The following is a 15,463-nucleotide window of genomic DNA, read 5'->3' as shown; positions in this document are numbered from 1 at the left end:
GTTAGCGGGTCGCCAGGGGTTGGAGGGAGGCACTATGGGGCGATCGCCCGTCATGCGGATTTCTCAGGGACAGCTTAACCTGCTGGATCTGTGTCCACGCCAGTTTCAGCACGTCTATCTCGATCAGCTTGCTGCGCCGCCCAACCCCGACCAGCAGGAAAACCTCGACTGGGGCAGCCAGTTTCACCTGCTGATGCAGCAGCGAGAGTTGGGGCTGCCCATCGCCGCGCTGACTCCGGCCGATCCGGCCTTGCAGCGGTGCGTATGGGAATTTGTGGAAGCTGCGCCAGACGTGTTTGTGCCCAATCCCGACCAGCAGCGCCAGAGCGAACACCGCCGCAGCCTGCTGTTTCAGGGCTATCTGCTGACAGTGGTGTATGACCTGCTGGTGCAGCAGCCGGCCAAGGCTGAAATCCTGGACTGGAAGACCTACGGCAAACCCAAGCAGCCGCAATGGCTGGCGCAACACTGGCAAACGCGGCTCTATCCCTTTGTGCTGGCGGAAACGAGCGACTATGGGCCAGAGCAAATCACGATGACCTACTGGTTTGTGCGGGCAACGCCACCGGGCGCATCGACCCCGCAGCCGCAGCGGTTGGCGTTTCCCTACAGCCGGGCGGCCCATGAGCAAACTCGTCAAGACCTGAGCGAACGACTGCAACGCCTGACCCACTGGCTAGAGCGCTACGACCAAGGCGAGCCATTCCCCCGCCAGCAGGATTTGCGAAACGACTGCGCCCTCTGTGGGCCGGGCATCCGCTGTTGGGGCGATTCTCAGCCCACCGCCAGCCCGCCATCACGCCTGCCAGACCTGAGCGCGATCGCCGAAATCCCCCTGGATTCGTGAGTAGACTTGCCACGCTGCGGATCGTTCGTCAAGGTTCGGATACAAAAGTTTGTAAATCTTGGGCAATGTTGTTACAGTGCAGGTATAGAAGGAGCTAGGGGTTGGGGATTGAGAGTTTGGGAGGAATCCGCCTGACAGCGGATTTCTTACCTGAGCGCGACTCATCTTTACGGCTGCCTTTCTGTTCCTCCCACCTCACACACCTGCACTGAGCCATGCGACTTTTTGGACTAATTCCCACACCGCCGCCGCTCCGCCCGAAGTCCAACGTGTATGACCTAAAGGCCCGACTGGACTGGGGCGAACCCGCGCTGACAATTATCGACGTGCGCGATCGCCCAGAGTTCAACGCTGCCCATATTGAGGGCGCAGTCTCCATTCCCGCTGGGGAATTGGTGGACACGGCGCTGATTTATCTGGAGTTGGAGCGCGATCTCTACGTCTATGGCTATACGGACGAGGAAACGGCGATCGCCGCTGCCCAACTCCGCGCCGCCGGGTTCCTCAACGTGTCGGAACTGCGCGGCGGGATGCCCGCATGGAAGGCAGTTGGTTTTCCGGTAGAAACCGCTAGGGCGATCGCAGCGTAGCAAAATCTGTCATTACCCCGTAGATTCCCCAAATCGCCATTGCCCGCAGGTAGTGGCTGGCGCGAAACGTGCCCACTGCCGTAACCGCCTCTGGCGTGCGAAACTGCAAGCCGTTGTCGTAGATCTGACACACCACGGCTTCCGCCAGCCGCAGGGCTTCATCTGGCAACCCCATCTGCCACAAAAACGCCGCCAGCCCAAAGTTGATGCCCGTCCACACCTCCAGCGGGTGCGTATCCTTCGGGTTCACGGGCGATCCATCCGGCCGCAGCCCGTTGGCCGCGCCAAACTGGCCACCGTGGAACTGGAGGAAACACGCTTCATACACCGTCTTCAGCGCCGACCGGGCACAGTCCTCTGGCACCACATCCGGCAGCCCCAGCAGCCGCGCATAAAACTGCCCACACAACTGATCCGCCATTACCACGTCCGAACCGCTGCCACTGTCGAGCCGATAGTATTGCCCGTTCCACAGCGTCGGGTGGAAGATGGCGCGGGATTGGCTGAGCCATTCTTGCCATTGGGTTTCGGGGGAATCTGTGGGAGGGGGAACGTTTGGGTTGGAGTGCTGACCTCTACACTTTGCGAGGGCGATCGCCCCTTCCAGCGCCGCAATCCACAGCCCGCCGCAGTAGGCACTGATACCCTGCAAGCGCCAATCGTCGAAGGTCTGGTCGGGTGCGCCGGAGTTTTCGGGAATGCCGTCGTGGTCTAGGTCGAAGGTTTTTAGGTAGTCCAGGGTGGCCACGACAGCGGGCCAGCAGTCTTCAAGAAACTGCGTATCGGTGCTGCCCGTCAGCACAAAATCTCGATAAACCTGGAGGACAAAATCGGCTCCCAGGTCTTTCCAGAGATTGCAATCCTGATAGCTAGTGTAGTTGGTCTTTTCCCAGGGGTGTTCGTTGGGTGCGCCGAGGTCGTGGGGCGTGGCTCCGGCCAGCTTGCGGGGAACCAGCGGACTTTCCGTTCCCTGAGTGGCATAGTAGCCGATTTTGCGAAGCGTGGGGTCTGCGGCCGGAATGGCGCGGGCAAAAGCTCGCAGCACGGCCTTATCCAGTTCTGGAAACAGCATCAGCAGCGCAAAGGAGCCGTATAGCCGCACGTCCAGGCTCTCGTACCAGCGGTAGTCCAGGCATTCCACCACGGCAAACTGACCGACCGGATCGCGCTCCGTCGCTGCACTCCACAGCGTCGCCCCGTCTGTCAGGGCGTAGAGTTCGTTAAACAGGGCCATCTTGAACCAGTCGGGCAGGTCGCCCCGGTCGAGAATCGGCTGCTGCCACTGCTGAATCTGCGCTTGCCAGGTGCGATACTGCGCCAGCGCAGTGCGGGCGATCGCCCAGGCGTTTTGCCCTGTTGCGCCAAAGAAATCGGTGTAGCGTCGCAGATAAGTTACGCCCTCGGCAAACTCCGTCACTGGAAAATCCCACGCCAGCGCCATCGGCATCTCCCGCGTTTCGCCCGGAGCCAGGGTAACCCGGAGGGCGATCGCCGCCGCAATTCTTTCTCCTGCTATGGCGGGGGTTTCGTCGCACACATTAGGCAGCGAGCCATCTTTTGAAAAAGTCGCCCACAGGTCGCCGCCGTCGCCCGTCGGATTCCAGCGGGTGTGATAAAAGACTTCCGTCTGGGAGGTCTGGTCAGCAATATCACTCCGCAACAGCGCGATCGCCCACTGCCCATCCCCCTCGGCGGGCGGTGCTTCCAGCTTTCGCCCCAGCACGCAGCCTGCGGCATCTCCCTCGATGCGCCACTGGTTAAAGTTCCCCTCGCTCTCGCCAATGCGGGGCTGATATTCGTAAACCGGGCTGCCATCATCCCGCACCTTCACATCCGGCGACTTCAGCGTGTTGGTAAACCAGCCCGTCATGTTTTCCCAACTCAGCATCAGGCTCAGCGTGATCGGCGCGTCTGTTGGGTTGTGCGCCGTCCACACAAACACCGCCACCGGATAGCTCGGTTCCTGGTAGTTGCAAGCCCAGATTGGCGAAAACTGTTCGCAGACCAAATTTGCCTGAAGCCCGCCGTCGTAGGCAAACCAACTGCGCGGATACAGCGCGTGATACGTGCCAGGATTTTCGGGCAGCGGCGCGACGGCCAGAGGGCATAGCCCGCGCTCATCTGCTTCCTTTACAAGCGCATAGGCCCGGGTGCCCTCGGCCGACTGCTCGAACACGCTGAACTGGCAGGCGGGCATGGATTGAAACCAGTGTTCGCCGCCGTCGATATGCCACAGGTTAAAGTCGCCTCGGTGCGATCGCCCAATGCAACCCGCCCCAAAGCCCCCCAGCGGCATCCCGTGCCAGGGGCCGTCGTCTAGGTTGCTGGCATAGCGGACGGTGTATGGCTTGTCCCAGCCTTGCCCAATGGGGCGCGTCCAGGCAGCAGCAGGGATGTTGGGGGAACCGGGGAAATTTTTCATTTCCCGATTCTACACCTGCGGTCGGGACGATCGGGATCAGGGCGATCGGGGTCAGGGCGATCGGAGTCAGGGCGATCGCCCTTATTCTGCAAGTCCCTGCACCTTTGGGCGATCGCCCTGACTTCGCTATCCTGTAAGCAGCATCCCGCAACCTCCAGCCCTCCCATGAGCAAACGTGCCCTCATCTTTGTGAATCGCAAGGCCCGCAGCGGGAAGAAGCGCCTGGCTCAAGCGGTTGACATCTTGGATGAACTAGAGTTTGAGTTGGTGCTGGTGTCCTCCAAACGATCGGGCGAACTCGCAGATCTGATCCGCAAGCACCGAGATGAGCTGGACTTGGTGATTATCGGCGGCGGCGATGGCACCCTCAATCGAGTGGTTGATGTGTTAGTGGAGACTCAATTGCCGCTGGGAATTTTGCCCCTGGGTACGGCCAATGACCTGGCACGTACCCTCGGGCTACCGCAAAGTATCCCAGATGCCTGTCGCGCGATCGCCCAGGGCAAGCGTCGCTCTATCGATCTGGGTTGGGTCAATGGCAAGTATTTCTTCAATGTGGCCAGCCTTGGCCTCAGCGTCAAAATTACCCGTCGCCTCTCCCAGGGCATGAAGCAGCGCTGGGGCATATTGGCCTACGCCATCTCCGCTGTTCAAGCCCTCACCCAACTGCACCCCTTCCGAGCCGAGATCCGGGTGGATGGGGAGACAATCGCCGTCAAAACGCTCCAAATCGCCGTCGGCAATGGTCGCTACTACGGCGGAGGGATGGCGATCGCTGAGGATGCGGCGATCGATGATCAGCGGCTCGACCTCTACAGCCTAGAGGTGAAGCACCTGTGGCAGTTCATTCCCCTGCTCTGGAAGATGCGCCGGGGCCAGCAGGCCAGCCTTCCCTGGGTGCGCGGTCTACATGGTCAGGAAATTGAAATTTCCACCCGCGAACCCCACGCGATTAACACCGATGGCGAGATCACCACAGCAACCCCCGCCACCTTTCGTGTCATCCCCCAAGCACTTACCGTTCTGGTGGCAGATTAGGGTCTGCTTTAAGAGTGAGAGGCAGATTAACTGACAAATCCCTTCTGATTGCGATCAAGCCTTTGCAAGAGTAGTGCCCAGATTCGCAATGAATTCACCCCCAGCATCCTAATCTCCCTGCCGCAGCCCCAACGAGTATGAGTACACTGAGATCATCGCAGTCGAAGGGTAGACTGGCACGGGTCAGAGTCGCCCTGCAAAGGAGCCTTAGCCAATGGTGAATACCTTACCCGCACCGCAAAATCTGGTCACCGATGCATGGGTCAAAGCGAGTTGGGAGACGTTTCTGGGACTGGGCGATCGCCCTGAACTAGAACAAGCCCGGTTCTATTACGACACTGACTCGATGAGGATTGAGACGATGCCGATTGGGGCCGGACACGGACGAGATAATAGCCTGCTGGCCCAAACGGTCAGTCTCTACGGCACGGTCAAAAACATTCGGATTGTCGGTTTGACCAATAGCAGTTTTCGCAAACCAGGCGTGCGCGAGTGTCAGCCTGACCTGGCATATTACATCGGTGCCGCCTTCCGCATTCCACCCAAGTCTTCTCAGCCCATTGATGTCAACGAGTTTGGTGCGCCACAGTTGGTCATCGAAGTTGCCTCTACAACCCTCAGCGATGACCTTGGACGCAAGCGCCTGCTCTACGAGCGGTTGGGGGTGCAGGAATACTGGGTGGTGGATGTGGAGCAGGGTGAGGTGATCGCCTTTGCGGTGGCGGATGGGGGCAGTCGGCAAATCCGCGAGTCGGAGGTGCTGCCAGGACTGGCGATCGCCCTTGTGGAAGAAGCCCTCAAGCGCAGCCAGACGGAGGAAGACGGCGAGATTAGCCGCTGGCTGCTCCAGGTGTTTCATAGCCAACCGCAAAATGTAGGACAAGCGCGTGAAGGACAAGACTGATGGCTGACGTACAAGAGGCGCGGATGGGGTGGGGGCAACTAAACTACACCCGGAGGCAAGGTTAACCATGACGACCACACCCACGACCCCAGCCCCTCAATCGACACAAAAACTCACCGTCGCAGACTATTTGGCGCTAGGCGATGCCTTTGAAGGTCGGCGCGAGTTTGTGGATGGAGAAATTTTAGAGATGCCACCGGAAAGTAATCTCAATGCCCAGATCTCTGTGTTTTTGTTGGTGACGCTAGCCCAACTTGTGCCTGTACCCTGGCTGCGGCATAAAGACGTGGAACTGGTGGTGGCAGGTCGAGTGCGGATGCCGGATTTGGTGGTGTTGGGAGAGGACTTGGCAGCCGTGTTGCTTGCGTCGGAACGGAGCACCATTACAGAAGCAATGCCTGCGCCACTGCTGGTGGTGGAGGTCGTATCGCCGGGAAAGGCGAATGAGGATCGGGACTATCGCTACAAACGGTCGGAGTATGCCGTGCGGGGCATCCCAGAATATTGGATCGTGGACCCGATGCGGCAGACGGTGGCGGTGCTGCGGTTGGTGGATGGGCTGTATGAGTCGGTGGACTACACGAGTGACCAGCGGCTTGAGTCTGCCCTGTTGCCGGAGCTAAACCTGACGGTGGCAGAGATTCTGCGGGCAGGCAAGCCGACCTGAGACTTAAAACATTCATCTTTGGATGAACTCGATACCTCTTGACATCATTGCACCTGCACCACCAATGCGCTCGAAGGCTGGTTTTGAGCAGTTCGAGCAACTGTTGATGAGATTTAGCTAAACTCTAAAATCCAAAATTGGTATGAGTCTCAAAGACCTCTCGTTGCGAAATCAGTATCGCAGCGATCGCCACAACTTGCTGGAGGACTTCTACATTCCCTGTTTGGAGCGAGCGATCGCCTATGATCGTGCCGTCGGTTTCTTCTCCAGCACATCTCTGGCGCTGGCGGCTCAGGGGCTAGCTGTATTTGTGAAAACAGGCGGAAAAATGCGCCTGATTGCGTCCCCGCACTTGTCAGATGAAGACATTCAGGCGATTGAACAGGGCTTAAAACAGCGGCAGGACGTGGTTACGGCGGCAGTGTTGCGAGAGCTAAATCAGGAGTTTGAACAGGTCGTTCAGGATCGGCTTGCTTGCTTGGCCTGGCTGCTGAGGCATGGAGTTTTAGAAATCAAATTGGCAGTTCCTCGCAACATCCGGCGGCGAGGAATTTATCACGAGAAGCTGGGCATTTTTAGTGATGCGTCGGGCCACCAGATCGGCTTCACGGGGTCTGCCAACGAAAGCGCCAATGCCCTTAGCGACAATTTTGAGTGCATCGATGTCTTCCGTTCGTGGCGGGTTGGCGATGCGGAGCGCATTGCAGAAAAAACTGAGGATTTTCAGCGGCTATGGGACAACGAAACGCCCAACCTGGAGGTGCTGGATTTTCCAGAAGCGGCGCGGCGATCGCTCCTCCAGCGCTGCCCATCCGAAGCGCCAACGCGAGAACCAAAGGTGGCATCGTCGAGCGGCAGCTATGGGTTTGAGAGCATCCATCGCCCCCAGCAGCCAGCGGGTATTCCCACCCTGCCCTTCTGGCTGACGCTGCGCCCCTACCAGGAGCAGGCGATCGCCAACTGGTTTGCCAACAACGGTCGAGGCACCTTGAAGATGGCGACGGGCAGCGGCAAAACCATTACAGCGCTGGCGATCGCCGCAAAACTCTATCAAGCGATTCAACTGCAAGCGCTGATTATCATTTGCCCCTATCGGCATCTGGTGCAGCAGTGGGCGCGGGAATGCCGCAAGTTTGGCATCACCGACCCCCTCCTGGCGTTCGAGAGCCTGCATCAGTGGCAAGATCATCTATCCACCCAGCTTTATAACGTCAAGCTTGGTCATCAACCCTTTCTGACCGTGATCACAACCAACGCCACGCTGATCACCGACGGATTTCAGTCGCTACTGCCTTACTTCCCCAAGAAAACGCTGATCGTGGGCGATGAAGCCCATAATCTGGGAGCCAGACGGTTGGCCGCCAGTCTGCCGCGCAACATCGGGCTGCGGTTGGCGCTGTCGGCCACCCCAGAACGCTACTTCGACGAGCAGGGAACAGACGCGCTGCTGGACTATTTTGGCCCGGTGCTGGAACCAGAATTTACCCTAAAAGATGCGATCGCCCAAGGGGCCCTGGTTCACTACTTGTATTACCCGATTTTGGTCGAGCTGACGGAATCAGAAACGGAACGCTATTCGGAATTGACTACGCGGATTGGGCGAGTGATGGCAATGGGGGAAGACCCGGACGAAAACGAGGGACTGGCGGCACTGCTCAACCAGCGGGCGCGACTGGTAGGGGCGGCAGCGAATAAGTTAGAGGCGCTGCGGGCGGTCATGCGATCGCGCCTAGACACCAGCCACACGCTGATTTACTGCGGCGACGGGTCGGTCGAAGACGACACCAGCGCCGAAAGCCAGCGACAGCTAGAAGCCGTGACCCGCCTGCTGGGGCGCGACCTGGGCTATCGGGTCAACACCTACACCGCTGAAACCACGCTGGATGAACGCGAAGACCTGCGGCATCAGTTTGAAACCGGAGAACTGCAAGGGCTGGTGGCAATTCGCTGCCTGGATGAAGGGGTAGACATTCCGGTGATCGAAACGGCGGTGATCTTAGCCAGCAGCGGCAACCCCCGGCAGTTTATCCAGCGGCGGGGGCGAGTGCTGCGACCCCATCCGGGCAAACGCCGCGCTACCATTTTCGACATGATTGTGTTGCCGCCCGATTTGGGGCGGGAAACCTTAGAAGTAGAGCGAAATTTCCTCAGAAAGGAACTGACCCGCTTTGTGGAATTTGCCGACCTAGCTGACAACGCGGGCGAAGCACGGAGCCAACTGCTCGACTTGCAGCAGCGCTATGGACTGCTGGACTTGTAAGCCTCAAAATCTGCTCGATTTTGGATTGCCGACTTTGGATTGCCGATTTTAGACCCTATTTATTCATTGCAACTCACTCGAATCCCTTAAACGAACCATGACTCCAGAACAGCCGGATCAATCCTCAACCCCCTCTCCTGCTCATGCTGTAATGGAACCGATTGACTCTTCTCCGCCGGAGATCAAGCGCCTGATCAAGCGAGTGCTGAAAGCAGAGAACAACAAGCTGCATCTCAAGAATCCAATGGGTATTAACGATGATATTTTGCAGATTGTCAAAGAGGAGGTGCAATGAGGCTGCTGTCGATTCAGTTGCACAATTTCCGTCAGTTTTATGGCACGACACCAGAGCTACGGCTGTCTGCCAGTGGCGATCGCAAGGTAACGGTGATTCATGGCAACAATGGGGCAGGAAAAACCTCCCTGCTCAATGCCTTTACTTGGGCGCTGTATGAAAAGACGACGGCGGCCTTTGCCTCGCCAGATCAGTTGGTGAATAAGCGGGCGCTAGCAGAGGCGGCAGTTAATGTACCTGTTGAATGTTGGGTGGAGTTGGCCTGTGAGCATGGCGCTACCCAATATCGCATCCGTCGTTCCTGCCGTGCCTATCGGACTGAGACTGGGGAGATTTCGCAGACCAAAAGTGACCTATCGCTGAAATATGCTGGGGAAGATGGGCGCTGGCGGATTTCTGAGCAGCACCTGGATGACGTAATTGGGCGCATTTTGCCTGTGAGTTTGCATCAATACTTCTTCTTTGATGGGGAGCGGATTGAGCAAATCGTGCGCTCGAATAAGAAAGCGGAGATTGCCGAGGCCACCAAGGCACTGTTGGGCGTGGAGGTGTTGACCCGCGCCATTCGCCATTTGGGAGAGGCCCGCAAAACGCTAGAGAAAGAACTGGAACGGTTTGGCGACCCGGAGACCCAAACGCTGGTGCAGCAAAAGCAAACGCTGGAGGAAAAGCAGGAGCAAATCGCAGCGCGGCAGGGCGAGATTGAGTCAGAAATTGAGCAGTTTAAAAATCAGCGGCAGGCGGTGGCAAACGCGCTACGCGAGTCGGAGGCGGTGCGGGCAGAGCAAAAGCGGCGCGATGACCTGGAAAGCCAGAAACAGTCGGTGCGAGATGCCCTAGAGCAATGTCGAGTGCGGCTGAAATCGATCCTTTCAACGCAGGGCTACGCGGTACTGCTGCCGGGGGCGATCGCCCAGTTTCGGGCGCTAGAGCAAGGCCTGCGCCAGCGCGGCGAATTGCCTGCCGATATCAAGCAGCAGTTTGTGCAAGATCTGCTCGATCGCCAGCGCTGCATCTGTGGAACCGTGCTAGAGGCTGGCAGCGACCATTACCATCAGGTGAAAGCATATCTAGAGCGGGCGGGGCTGGCAGATGTGGAGGAGACGGTGATCCGCATGGGGGCGCAAATGGAGGCGATCGCCCGCCAGATTCCGATCTTTTGGCAAACGGTAGACGAAGAGCAGCGCAAGATTGGCGACCTGCGCCAGACCCTATCCCGCATCGAGACGGAGCTAGACACCATCCACGAGCAGCTCCGCAACAGCCCCCTCGAAGATATCCGCAACCTGGAAAAGCGCCATGAAGAAATTGACGCGAAAATTCAAGCATTGAACCGAGAGCAGGGCGAAAACGACCAGCGAGTGAAAGACCTGAGCCAGCAAATTGAGGATCTACGGCGACAGATCGAAAAACACCAGGCAACGGAAACGCGACAGGCCCAGGCGCAGCGCCGGATTGCTGCCACCGAAGAGGCGATCGCCCGTCTCAAGCAAGTGCAGACGAATGTGGATCGGGTGTTTCGCAGCGACCTGGAACGACGGGTGCAGGAGATTTTTCAGCGGATTGTGGTTGCCCCCTATGTGCCGTGCCTGACGGAGAAGTATGAGTTGCACTTAGTCGAAAGCACCACCGGCCAAGAGCGGCTAGTGCCAGCCTCGACTGGAGAAAACCAGGTCTTAAGCCTGTCGTTTATCGGCGCAATTATCGACCGGGTGCGCGACTGGAGCCGCCGTGATCAGCAAAATCAATACCTGATGCCGCCGGATGCAGGCAACTACCCAATGGTGATGGATTCCCCCTTCGGCAGCCTAGACGAAACCTATCGGCGGCAGGTGGCGCGATCGCTCCCCACGCTGGCTAATCAACTGATGGTGCTGGTGAGCAAGACCCAGTGGCGCGGCGAGGTGGCAGAGGAAATGGGGCCCCACTTGGGGCGGCAGTATGTGCTGGTCTATCACTCGCCCAAGGCAGATGTGGAGCCAGATGCGATCGCCCTCAACGGCATGTCCTACTCCCTCGTGTGCCGCAGCCCCAACGAGTATGAGTACACTGAGATCATTGAAGTTGAGGGGTAGACTGGCACGGGTCAGAGTCGCCCTGCAAAGGAGCCTTAGCCAATAGTGAATACCTTACCCGCACCGCAAAACTTGGTCACCGATGCGTGGGTCAAAGCGAGTTGGGAGACGTTTCTGGCACTGGGCGATCGCCCTGAACTAGAACAGGCCCGGTTCTATTACGACGCTGACTCGATGAGGATTGAGACGGTATCGATTGGGGCCGGACACGGACGAGATAATAGCCTGCTGGCCCAAACGGTCAGTCTCTACGGCACGGTCAAAAACATTCGGATTGTCGGTTTGACCAATAGCAGTTTTCGCAAACCAGGCGTGCGCGAGTGTCAGCCTGACCTGGCATATTACATTGGTGCCGCCTTCCGCATTCCACCCAAGTCTTCTCAGCCCATTGATGTCAACGAGTTTGGTGCGCCACAGTTGGTCATCGAAGTTGCCTCTACAACCCTCAGCGATGATTTGGGTCGCAAGCGCCTGCTCTACGAGCGGTTGGGGGTGCAGGAATACTGGGTGGTGGATGTGGAGCAGGGTGAGGTGATCGCCTTTGCGGTGGCGGATGGGGGCAGTCGGCAAATCCGCGAGTCGGAGGTGCTGCCAGGACTGGCGATCGCCCTTGTGGAAGAAGCCCTCAAGCGCAGCCAGACGGAGGAAGACGGCGAGATTAGCCGCTGGCTGCTCCAGGTGTTTCATAGCCAATCGCAGAATGCAGGACAAGCGCGTGAAGGACAAGACTGATGGCTGACGTACAAGAGGCGCGGATGGGGTGGGGGCAACTAAACTACACCCGGAGGCAAGGTTAACCATGACGACCACACCCACGACCCCAATCAGCGGCTTGAGTCCGCCCTGTTGCCGGAGCTAGACCTGACGGTGGCAGAGATTTTGCGGGCAGGCAACTCAACGTGAAGCAAGTCCGGCCAAGTATCGCCCGTTTCTTTGTGGATAATATTGTGTAAACTCCCTACCCAACCTGGGAACCCTAAAACCGACCGATGTTCTGACGACCTCACGAACCGATGGCAGACACCCGCATCAAAGTTGCAAAAGATAAGGCCGAATTCCTCAAGACACTTAGAGCAACAGAAGATACGCCAGGGCCGTTTCAGTCTTATGCAGATGCACTTGTTTTCGCGGCGGCGTTGGGGATGAAGCGGGGTGTACGGGAGCCAATTGCAGAGTATTCCAGGTCAATCGATCCCATCCGTCAGGATATCTTCTACAGTAAGGGGTACGACCAAGTCATCAATCTCCTTGCTATTACCAGTAGCAACAACCCCAAAATCCTAGCATCCACAGATCAGGCTGAGGAAGATCGCATCAGAATTTTTGAAGAATACGCCAATGCAGGGCTAGAGGTTCTCGCAGGAGCTTTGAAAGGTGCGGTGAATTATACAGAGGCCTTGCTAATTTTCCTGAGTACAGAGCGTGAAACAGAAGAACCTCAACAACCAGAAGACTTTGATTTGACTCGCTTCATAAGTTAGTCCTCTTTGCCTTGAGCAACATTTCCAAGATACTGCTGCACAAATTCTTCTGCGGCCTCCGGACTCAACCCGCGCAAAGCCCTTACAATTTCAACCACAGTCTCAGATGTTGGATCTCGTTGCTCATGAACCCAGCGGTAGACATTTGTTCGCTCTATGTTGAGAGCAGCCGCGAGACTGTACTGAGTGATGTCGTACTTTTCCAAAATTCGTTTCAAGACTCGTCCGGCTTTTCCCATACTCTGATCGTGTCAGAGGAAGGAGCCTTCATGAAAGTATGCCATTTAGTTGACGTTTACCATCGGGTATACTAAAGTGGCAAGTGTTAGCCATTTGGTATACAAGATGCAAGCAAATTTTCGATTAGGAGCCGATGAAACCCTTCTCACTCGAATCCTATTAGACATTCCTCCAAATTCTCAACCAGACAGAGAAGCAGTGAAGCTGCTGGCAATTGGTTCTCGAAAGGGAATCGCTTACGTGATTCATCTACTCCATGTCAGAAATTTTGCAGAGGCGGGTGCATGGAGTCCCTTGATGTCTGCTCCCCAGCCAGGTGATCTCATGAGTATTCTCACTATACATATCCCAGTGACATAAGCCTTCTTGAAAGGCCTCTTAGTCATCGCCAGAAACGCTAGCTGCACTGGGTAACTTTAAATCCTCACGCCAAGATTTCCTAAGCTTGGAGTTATTTGCGAGGGTGTCTAAATCAGCTTTAATTAAGTTTCGGACATTCGCATTGTCCTGAATTCTAACTGACCATTCCTCCTCCCAAAATTCCTTTGGGAGGAGCTTCACTATGTTTACAACTTGTTGCTCAACCGCAGCAGAATCAAAAATATCTATGAGATTCATCTCCCAAGCGAACTTAAGGCGATCGCCAACAAACTCATTTAAAGCATTTATATTCACTTTCTTCATGAACTTATTATCACGTCCCCAAAGATTTGGATAACTATTTCTTACACCTCTCCAAATAGCACAAAATAACTCGATCAGTGAATCCTCATCATCTTCAAGTGATGGAAATAAGGTTTGCAAGTATCTTAAGCACTGCTCTATAGCGGTTAAGGGAACAAGTTGTGATCCATCCCGGTTATAGGGCCAATTCAGAAGATTTTGGAACGGGCTAGTAGACAAATCATTTATGTCCCTCAAAACTGGTGATTTATCGCCATAGCTAACCCCTGCTTTCAGCAGACGCTCTTGCAGTTCTTCTTCATCTATTTGGGCAATAATAGCCCGCACATTATCAGTCGGCACTCTAACAGCCTTATTGTTGATGACGACGAACTGAAAGGCTTGCTCCTGAATCGGAGCATCAATTAGGCTAACGACTAGGATAGGTAAATTTTCTTCCTCAAAGTCTGAGATTCCATACAAACGATGTTGTCCATCTACTATAAGGGCAGGCTTGGACTGCTCCTCCAAGCCCGACTCAAATTGAAAAACCAATCTACCCCAATCAAGCTGACCTTCGCAATCATTAAAAAGATTGACTTCTGGAACACAGACTGAAAGAGATTGAGATAGTGAGGTAAATTGAGTGGTATCAGGATTAAAAGCTAAAAGTATATTGCCAGGTATAGTATTTACTGACTTAGATCCCAAAAAGCGAGTAATGGCTTTCCTTCTAGTAGGCCTCAGAACTCTTTGAATTCCATCACTTGATTCAGTGACGCGCCGGATACCAGCCCACTCTTTAATATCTCGTGCACGTGCATAAAACACGAAAAATGCCACTGTATCTTCATCGACGCGCTGCACTAGACGACAGCCAAAGTAGCACCTCTCAACCATTGCCATTCTCCGAAAGACTTAATGACTCGAAACAACCTTCACAAATTGCATCTATATTAAGATAGTGCCAACTATCGTTTGGATTCCTACGAACAAACCTAAGCCTACCTACTGATTCTACATCTCCCTCGCACAATGTACATCTATAGTTGCTTTTTGCGGATAAAGCCACCCTGTATAATCCTTTTAATTCATGATTAAAACCATCGTTGGTTTCATCTGTAGACAAGCAGATATGCTCATAATGAAAATCGCTACCATCGATATAACTGCCCTTTTCTGAATTACAGGATTTGCATGACAGTCTAAGATTAAAGTATTTACTAGATCCTCCAAGAGCTTTTGGCCAGTTATGCTCAACTTGAATTTCTTCTTCTTCTGAGGACAGAGACTTTCCACAGATATAACATAATAAACCATAAGCTCTTCCGATCTGTTTCTTATGCTTGACAAAAGCTTGTCTAGATTTTCGGCGTTGATTTCTTACAGATAAGCAAGCTTGGATAATACTTATTATCTTTTCAATGTCGGGATCTCTAAATCGTGTCTCGGATTTGAGATAGCTTCTCAATTCCTGCACAAAAGTTCCTTCAGGAAAATCATCAGATTCGTATCTTCGACGAAGATATTCAGCCGTGTTTATCAGTCTTCTAACCAGATAATTTATTGTGCTTTTATAAACAAGTTCAGACAAGGCTCCATCCGCCTTAAATGAGTAATCGATTTGACTAATAAAAGACAAACCAGTATCGGACTGAATTGGACATAATTTCTGCAGGAAATCACGCAATATTAATCCTGGATTGATATCTTCATTACATTCAGAACTATATCCTTCTCCCTCAATAAGAATATCCTGAACAGACTCTTTTTTTAGATTATTTTCCTCAAGCATTAGGCTTTCTTCACCAGTCTATATAGAGACAACTGAAAAGCGTTATCGCTTTACCAATACTTAAATCCGAACAATACACAATACCGTGTTCTATATAATACTTAGTACTAGTGTATTTCCTGGCGCTGGCGCTAGCGTATTTTTGCGGATTTTATTTTTCCAATAGCAATCATGTATGCTTCAAGC

General features: G+C 54.6%; 15 protein-coding genes. 11 read left to right on the top strand and 4 right to left on the bottom strand.

All coding sequences use genetic code 11. The features are described from left to right. The first annotated feature begins 34 nt into the window (after window positions 1–34). Both HNI00_RS08080 and HNI00_RS08075 read left to right on the top strand, forming a co-directional pair. The gene (locus tag HNI00_RS08080) at window positions 35–847 is read left to right on the top strand and encodes a PD-(D/E)XK nuclease family protein (protein ID WP_316792306.1); all 813 of its coding nucleotides are present in this window, start codon (window positions 35–37) and stop codon (window positions 845–847) included. 215 nt (window positions 848–1,062) lie between these two features. Continuing rightward, window positions 1,063–1,437, top strand: a complete 375-nt coding sequence (locus HNI00_RS08075; protein WP_316792304.1) for a rhodanese-like domain-containing protein — start codon at window positions 1,063–1,065, stop codon at window positions 1,435–1,437. On the opposite strand, the gene HNI00_RS08070 is transcribed toward HNI00_RS08075, so the two are convergent. Continuing rightward, the gene (locus tag HNI00_RS08070) at window positions 1,418–3,859 is read right to left on the bottom strand and encodes a GH116 family glycosyl hydrolase (RefSeq protein ID WP_316792302.1); all 2,442 of its coding nucleotides are present in this window, start codon (window positions 3,857–3,859) and stop codon (window positions 1,418–1,420) included. The two genes, HNI00_RS08075 and HNI00_RS08070, sit on opposite strands and share 20 nt — an antisense overlap. Here HNI00_RS08070 and HNI00_RS08065 point away from each other — a divergent pair. The 9 genes from HNI00_RS08065 (at window position 3,831) to HNI00_RS08025 (ending at window position 12,579) form a co-directional block, all read left to right on the top strand. Further along, window positions 3,831–3,980: a hypothetical protein gene (locus tag HNI00_RS08065; RefSeq protein ID WP_316792300.1), complete on the top strand. Its 150-nt coding sequence runs from the start codon at window positions 3,831–3,833 to the stop codon at window positions 3,978–3,980. The genes HNI00_RS08070 and HNI00_RS08065 overlap by 29 nt on opposite strands. Window positions 3,981–4,024: 44 nt before the next feature. Next, window positions 4,025–4,897 (top strand): lipid kinase, encoded by an 873-nt coding sequence (locus tag HNI00_RS08060; protein ID WP_316792298.1) that lies wholly within the window; start codon window positions 4,025–4,027, stop codon window positions 4,895–4,897. A 214-nt stretch (window positions 4,898–5,111) separates the two neighbouring features. Next, the gene (locus tag HNI00_RS08055) at window positions 5,112–5,801 is read left to right on the top strand and encodes a Uma2 family endonuclease (protein ID WP_316792297.1); all 690 of its coding nucleotides are present in this window, start codon (window positions 5,112–5,114) and stop codon (window positions 5,799–5,801) included. Between the two features lie 67 nt (window positions 5,802–5,868). Beyond that, window positions 5,869–6,468 (top strand): Uma2 family endonuclease, encoded by a 600-nt coding sequence (locus HNI00_RS08050; protein ID WP_316792295.1) that lies wholly within the window; start codon window positions 5,869–5,871, stop codon window positions 6,466–6,468. An 838-nt stretch (window positions 6,469–7,306) separates the two neighbouring features. Beyond that, complete coding sequence (locus HNI00_RS08045; protein ID WP_420156331.1) at window positions 7,307–8,728, top strand: DNA phosphorothioation system restriction enzyme; 1,422 nt, start codon at window positions 7,307–7,309, stop codon at window positions 8,726–8,728. Window positions 8,729–8,825: 97 nt separating this feature from the next. After that, window positions 8,826–9,023: a hypothetical protein gene (locus tag HNI00_RS08040; protein ID WP_316792291.1), complete on the top strand. Its 198-nt coding sequence runs from the start codon at window positions 8,826–8,828 to the stop codon at window positions 9,021–9,023. Continuing rightward, the gene (locus HNI00_RS08035; RefSeq protein ID WP_316792289.1) at window positions 9,020–11,098 is read left to right on the top strand and encodes an AAA family ATPase; all 2,079 of its coding nucleotides are present in this window, start codon (window positions 9,020–9,022) and stop codon (window positions 11,096–11,098) included. Before HNI00_RS08040 ends, HNI00_RS08035 begins: the two co-directional genes overlap by 4 nt. Before the next feature lie 45 nt (window positions 11,099–11,143). Further along, on the top strand, window positions 11,144–11,830 hold the full coding sequence (locus HNI00_RS08030) for a Uma2 family endonuclease (RefSeq protein ID WP_316792288.1): 687 nt from the start codon (window positions 11,144–11,146) through the stop codon (window positions 11,828–11,830). A 281-nt stretch (window positions 11,831–12,111) separates the two neighbouring features. Beyond that, a complete protein-coding gene (locus tag HNI00_RS08025) occupies window positions 12,112–12,579 on the top strand; it encodes a DNA phosphorothioation-associated protein 4 (RefSeq protein ID WP_316792287.1) in 468 nt (155 codons plus the stop codon). On the opposite strand, the gene HNI00_RS08020 is transcribed toward HNI00_RS08025, so the two are convergent. The 3 genes from HNI00_RS08020 to HNI00_RS08010 form a co-directional block, all read right to left on the bottom strand. Further along, entirely contained in the window at window positions 12,576–12,818 is a 243-nt protein-coding gene (locus tag HNI00_RS08020; protein ID WP_316792286.1) for a helix-turn-helix transcriptional regulator, read from the bottom strand. The genes HNI00_RS08025 and HNI00_RS08020 overlap by 4 nt on opposite strands. 379 nt (window positions 12,819–13,197) lie before the next feature. After that, the gene (locus HNI00_RS08015) at window positions 13,198–14,382 is read right to left on the bottom strand and encodes a DGQHR domain-containing protein (RefSeq protein ID WP_316793411.1); all 1,185 of its coding nucleotides are present in this window, start codon (window positions 14,380–14,382) and stop codon (window positions 13,198–13,200) included. Further along, window positions 14,375–15,277, bottom strand: coding sequence for an HNH endonuclease (locus tag HNI00_RS08010; RefSeq protein ID WP_316792284.1), 903 nt, complete (start codon window positions 15,275–15,277; stop codon window positions 14,375–14,377). The genes HNI00_RS08015 and HNI00_RS08010 overlap by 8 nt, the downstream gene beginning before the upstream one ends. Window positions 15,278–15,463 lie beyond the last annotated feature (186 nt).

Origin of the sequence: Thermoleptolyngbya oregonensis NK1-22 (assembly GCF_032705245.1) — a bacterium.
GTDB lineage: Bacteria > Cyanobacteriota > Cyanobacteriia > Elainellales > Elainellaceae > Thermoleptolyngbya > Thermoleptolyngbya sichuanensis.
This window is presented reverse-complemented; position numbering and strand designations above follow the sequence as displayed.